The sequence below is a fragment of the Megasphaera sp. UBA4382 genome (assembly GCF_002391155.1).
Taxonomy (GTDB): Bacteria; Bacillota; Negativicutes; order Veillonellales; family Megasphaeraceae; genus Megasphaera; species Megasphaera hexanoica.
In genome coordinates, this window is record NZ_DGRS01000054.1 from 1 (window position 1) to 5,366 (window position 5,366).

At 55.6% G+C, this 5,366-nt stretch carries 5 protein-coding genes; 1 reads left to right on the forward strand and 4 read right to left on the reverse strand.

The window, feature by feature from the left end:
• Nucleotides 1-810: NCS2 family permease (locus B4H10_RS06345; RefSeq protein WP_292018456.1), on the forward strand; the 810-nt coding region annotated here is incomplete at its 5' end.
• A gap of 109 nt (nucleotides 811-919) precedes the next feature.
• Here the strand turns inward: B4H10_RS06345 and B4H10_RS06350 are convergent.
• From B4H10_RS06350 to B4H10_RS06365, 4 genes are all read right to left on the reverse strand, one after another.
• The gene (locus B4H10_RS06350) at nucleotides 920-2,113 is read right to left on the reverse strand and encodes an amidohydrolase (protein WP_292018457.1); all 1,194 of its coding nucleotides are present in this window, start codon (nucleotides 2,111-2,113) and stop codon (nucleotides 920-922) included.
• 42 nt (nucleotides 2,114-2,155) lie between these two features.
• Nucleotides 2,156-3,085, reverse strand: a complete 930-nt coding sequence (locus tag B4H10_RS06355; RefSeq protein ID WP_059076679.1) for a S66 peptidase family protein — start codon at nucleotides 3,083-3,085, stop codon at nucleotides 2,156-2,158.
• 27 nt (nucleotides 3,086-3,112) lie between these two features.
• Nucleotides 3,113-4,687, reverse strand: a complete 1,575-nt coding sequence (locus tag B4H10_RS06360) for a peptide ABC transporter substrate-binding protein (protein WP_292018458.1) — start codon at nucleotides 4,685-4,687, stop codon at nucleotides 3,113-3,115.
• A partial coding sequence (locus B4H10_RS06365; protein WP_292018459.1) for an oligopeptide/dipeptide ABC transporter ATP-binding protein occupies nucleotides 4,687-5,366 on the reverse strand: 680 nt, incomplete at its 5' end. The genes B4H10_RS06365 and B4H10_RS06360, both read right to left, overlap by 1 nt.

Below are 5,366 nucleotides of genomic sequence, written 5' to 3' on the forward strand. Positions count from 1 at the left end.
ATTCTGTTCACGGGCATCCTGATGGTCAAAAAAGTACGGGGCAATATTCTCTGGGGCATCCTGGGCACGTGGATTCTGGCCGTCATCTGCGAACTGGCCGGCCTCTATGTACCCAATCCGGAGCTGAAAATGTTCAGTGTCATCCCCAATCTCTCCGCCGGTGCCGCCTCGTTCGTCCCAGCCAGCATGACACCCATTCTGGGCCAGCTCGATTTCAGCAATGTATTCAGCCTTGATTTTCTGGTCGTCATGTTCGCTTTCCTCTTCGTCGATATTTTCGATACCCTGGGTACACTCATCGGTGTATCGTCCAAAGCCAACATGCTCGATGCTAACGGCAAACTGCCCCGCATCAAAGGCGCCCTCATGGCCGATGCCTGTGCCACCACCATCGGGGCCGTCCTCGGCACGAGTACGACGACGACCTTCGTCGAAAGCGCTACCGGCGTCAGTGAAGGCGGACGCACGGGCCTTACAGCCATGACGGTTGCTGTTCTCTTCCTGCTCTCGTTGTTCCTCTCGCCGATTTTCATGGCCATCCCTGCCTTTGCAACGGCACCGGCCCTGGTCATCGTCGGTTTCCTCATGCTCACTTCCGTAGCCGGAATCGATTTCAATGACTTCTCCGAATCCATCCCGGCCTACATTACCATCATTGCCATGCCGTTCTGCTACAGCATTTCCGAAGGCATCTCATTTGGCGTCATTTCCTACGTAGTCGTCAACGTACTGACCGGTGGACAAAAGAAAATCAGTCCTCTCATGTACGTCCTGGCCGTCATCTTTGTATTAAAATATATCCTGCTATAAGGAACGATAGGTCCCCTAATAAAAAACGGCAGCAACATGCACTTTCACAGTCATGTTGCTGCCGTTTTTTTGTCTCTATCGTCTGGTATGACAAGCCCATATATCAGTTCTATCCACCAAAAGCCTGACGCCACGCCGTTTCCCGTTCATCTGCCGGATTTTCCCGGACCGGTTTTTCATGTAGTACATCGATAGCCACACGGGCCATGGCCTTGGCTCCGACAAGGGCCTGTATTTTTGCATATCGGCTACCGGCAGCGGCGGCAAATTCCGGCGTATGGGCCGATATGTCATAGCCGATGCAAAGACTGGGCTGACTGACCCGGGTGATATAACTCACATTGCCCACATCGGTAGACCCTTCGGCGAAATCATCGTCTTTAATATCAAATTCTTCCCCGAGTTCACTGAAGGCGTCGGCAAAATCGACATCGAGGCGGGGATCATTGACCATATCCATGAGCAGCGGTTCATAGTGATACATAGTGAGCTTCGTTCCATGCGCATCGGATACGCGCTGTGCCAGAGCCTTGATCTGGGGCAGCATGGTCTGTTCCAGGTATTCCGTCTTCAGAGCCCGGATAGTCGCCCGCATCACCGCCCGGTCAGGAATGATATTGGGCGCCGTCCCTCCTTCGGTAATGATGGCCCCAATGATATGGCGTTCCGTAAAGGTCTGTTCCAGTTGTTTCAACTGACCGTAAAAATCGACGAGGGCATCGAGGGCATTGATTCCATGGTATGACGGGTCGGCCACATGGGCCGGCTTCCCCGTAAAGGTGAATTCCAGCGGATGGGTCGCATAAGACGTCCCTCCCAGAGTCGTCTTGTCTTCCCCGGGATGGATAATGAGCGCCGCCGTAAGAGAATCAAAGACATGGTGGGCACTCATGTAGGCTTTACTGGCCGCCGTTTCTTCTGCCGGACAACCATAGACATGAATCGTCGCCTCATCCGATGCTGCGGCTGCAAAGGCAATAGCCGCTCCCACACTCATGGCGGCAATCAGATTATGGCCGCAGCCATGGCCGATACCGGGCAGTGCGTCGTATTCGGCAAGAAAGCCGATATGTACCGGGCCGCTGCCACAGACGGCCTCAAAAGCCGTCGGGAACGCTTCGGGCACGCAATCGCCCACGGTAAATCCCGCCTCTGTCAGCACGCGGCGCAAATAGGCCGAAGCCAGGACCTCCTGCGTCCCCAATTCCGGATGACTGTGCAGATAGTCTGCTATATCCCAGATACACTGTTCTATCTCATCGACCTTGCGGTCGCTGATGTCTTTCATCGTCTTTCCATCCATATCCTGTCCTTCTTTCTTTGGAAATGTCCTTCCCGATTCGTTTCATCCCAGCACCAGCCGTGCTTTTTCTTTTCCGGCTATGAGATGGGCCGGCCGTCCCAGGGGCAGCCAGCCGTTATGGCGTCCGTGGCCGTAAGGCAGACCCCAGATGGCCGGTTTCCCCCAGCGCCGGACGTACTGTTCGATGACTTCCCGCACGGTCCATTCGCCTGCTGCCGGCTTTACGGGATGGCAGCGGGTAAATTCGCCAAAGGCAAGTCCTGCTATGCGGTCGATGAGTCCGGACTGTTCAAACTGGCAGAGCATGCGGTCGATAGCATAGGCTTCTTCCCCGATTTCTTCCAGAAACAGGATCTGTCCCTGCCCATCCAGTTCATAAGGTGTCCCTATGAGCGACGAAATGAGCATCATATTGCCACCGGCAAGATTGCCTTCTGCGTCGCCTTCGACGAGGGTTTCCAGGTGATGTCCCCGGGGCAGCCGGACCGGGCCGGTCATGGCCGGGTTGGCAAGTCCTGCCGCAAACTGTTCATACGTATAGCGCGTGGCTTTTCCACCGAGACCGGTGAGCATCGCTCCGTGGATGGTAGCCAGGCCGGACCGCTGTCGGAGAGCCGTGTGGAGGGCCGTAATATCACTGAATCCGATGAACAGTTTGGGATGGCGGGCAATGGCATCATAATCCAGGAGCGGCAGCAGCCGGGCTGCCCCATAGCCGCCGCGCATGCAGAGAATCCCGTCTATAGAGGAATCGGCAAAAAATCCGTTGATATCCCGAGCCCGCACGTCATCGCTCCCGGCCAGATATCCCCAGCGCTCCTGCACCGACTGGCCGCACTTCGTCTTAAGTCCCAGGGAATGAAGATAGGCCAGTCCCGCCTGAAAGCGCTTTTCATCGAGCGGCGCCGACGGGGCGACGATTCCCAGAGTGTCACCGGGCTGCAAGGCCCGGCCTAATGTATACTGCTGCAAGAAGACCAATCCTTTCTCACGTTTTCTCTATTTTTCAATATAGGCTTCCTTTAAATCAATCAGTCCCAGGGGACTCCAGTGATAGCCTTTGACATAAGGCTGTACGACAAAAGGCTGGGTCGTATAATAAATCGGTATGAGCACACAATCGTCGAAGAGTATCTGCTCTGCCTGATGCATGTACTCCATACGCCGCCCCGGGTCTTTTTCTTCTTTCGCTTTGCCGACTAAATCTGCATAGGCCTTGTTATGGTACTGGGCGTCATTTTCTTCGTCGGCAAATACGTCGAGGAAGGTCATGGGATCGGCATAATCGGCTACCCACGATGCCCGGGCCACCTGATAGTTTCCCTGTGTCCGCGAGGCCAGGTATACTTTGGCTTCCTGATTGGTAAGTTCCGCATGGACACCCAGATTTTCCTGCCACATGGCTTGCACGGCTTCGGCAACGGCCTTGTGCATTTCATTCGTATTAAACAGAATCGTCACGTCGGGCTGATGAGCTTCATCATAGCCGGCTTCTTTCAGGAGTTCTTTCGCTTTTTTCACATTTTCTTCCTGAAGATTCCCGCCTTCTTTGCGGAAGTCCTGACCGGTAGCCGGATTTTTCATTCCCGGCGGTACCCAGGCGTAAGCCGCTTCTTTGCGTCCCCGCACGATATGCTTCACCAGGCCTTCCCGTTCCATCGCCAGAGCGAAGGCTTTACGGACGCGGACATCATCGAAGGGGGCTTTTTGTGTATTAAAGACATAATAATAAGTCCCCAAATAGGGAGCTACCTGATAGAGTCCCATTGATTCCAGCCGCTGCTGTTCTGCCGGCGGCGGTTCTACCATCATATTGGCCTGCCCGCTTTCGACGAGGGTCAGCCGCGTAGACTGGGATTCACTGATGGGAAAATCGAGATAATCAGACCGCACATGATTCACGTCCCAGTAGGCCGGATTCTTCTTCACCACGATTTCACTGGAATGGACCCACGTTTCCAGGGTAAAGGGACCGCAGCCGACAAATCCGCTGGCATTGGCCGCCCACGTATCGGGATTGGCCCGGACGCAGGCTTCAGGGACGGGATAATAACAGTGAAACGCCGTCAGATTGAGAAAATACGCTGTCGGATTCTTCAGCCGTATCTGCAGTGTCTGGTCATCCAATGCCTTTATACCTACATCCTCTGCCATTCCTTTTTTCTTATTGTACGCTTCCGCACCGTCGATGATGAACATCATGTAGGCATTGGGAGACGCTACGGACGGATCGAGGACCCTCATCCAGGAATAGACGAAATCATGAGCCGTGATGGGAGTGCCATCGCTCCAGGTGATTCCCGGCCGCAAGTGAAAGGTATAGGTTTTTCTATCTGCTGACAGGTCCCAGCGGTCTGCCAGTGCTGGCTGGGGCTGATTGTCCTTGTCCAGCCGGGTCAGGCCTTCGAAAAGCTCGGCCTGCACGTTGGCTTCGGCCAGCCCCGTCGTCATAGCCGGGTCAAGGCTGGCCGGTTCGGCTTCCAGGGCATAACTGACCTTGTCATTTGTATCGGTGCCACATCCCGCCAGAATCAGCATCAGCAGACACAGCAGGAGTATCCATAATTTCTTCATCACCGGACCTCCTTCCCGGCATGATGGCAGGCCACCATCCGTCCCGGCATGATTTCCTGCAGGACTGGGGCTTCCATCTTACAGCGTTCATCGGCCAGCGGGCACCGGGGATGGAACACACATCCCGGCGGCGGTGCCAGCGGGCTGGGGACTTCACCGGATATACAGACCTGCCGGCGATAGTGCGGATCCGGCACGGGAACGGCCGAAATCAAGGCCTGTGTATAGGGGTGCAGCGGCGTATGATACACGGCATCACCGTCTCCCAGCTCGACGAGGCGCCCCAGATACATGACGCCGATGCGCCGGCTGAGATGATGGACCATGGCCAGGTCGTGGGCAATGAACAGGTAAGCCAGGTTGCGTTCTTTCTGCAGCCGCTGCAGCATGTTGACAATCTGGACCTGGACCGAGACATCGAGGGCCGAAATCGGTTCATCACAGAAAATGCAGTCTGGTTCCAGCGCCAGGGCCCGGGCAATGCCGACGCGCTGACGCTGTCCCCCGGAAAATTCGTGGGGATAGCGCTGGGCCGCTTCCCGGGAAAGGTCTACTTCGTCGAGCAGCTGTGCCACGCGTTGCTGCAGCTGGATCCGGGACGAACAGATACCATAGTTGCGCAGCGGTTCGGCAATGATATCTTCGACGGTCATACGCGGGTCCAGCGAAGCGTACGGAT

Coding starts and splice junctions, on each gene's coding strand:
- B4H10_RS06350 (WP_292018457.1), bottom strand. CDS start 2,113: ATGGATGGAAAGACGATGAAAGACATCAGCGACCGCAAGGTCGATGAG.
- B4H10_RS06360 (WP_292018458.1), bottom strand. CDS start 4,687: ATGAAGAAATTATGGATACTCCTGCTGTGTCTGCTGATGCTGATTCTG.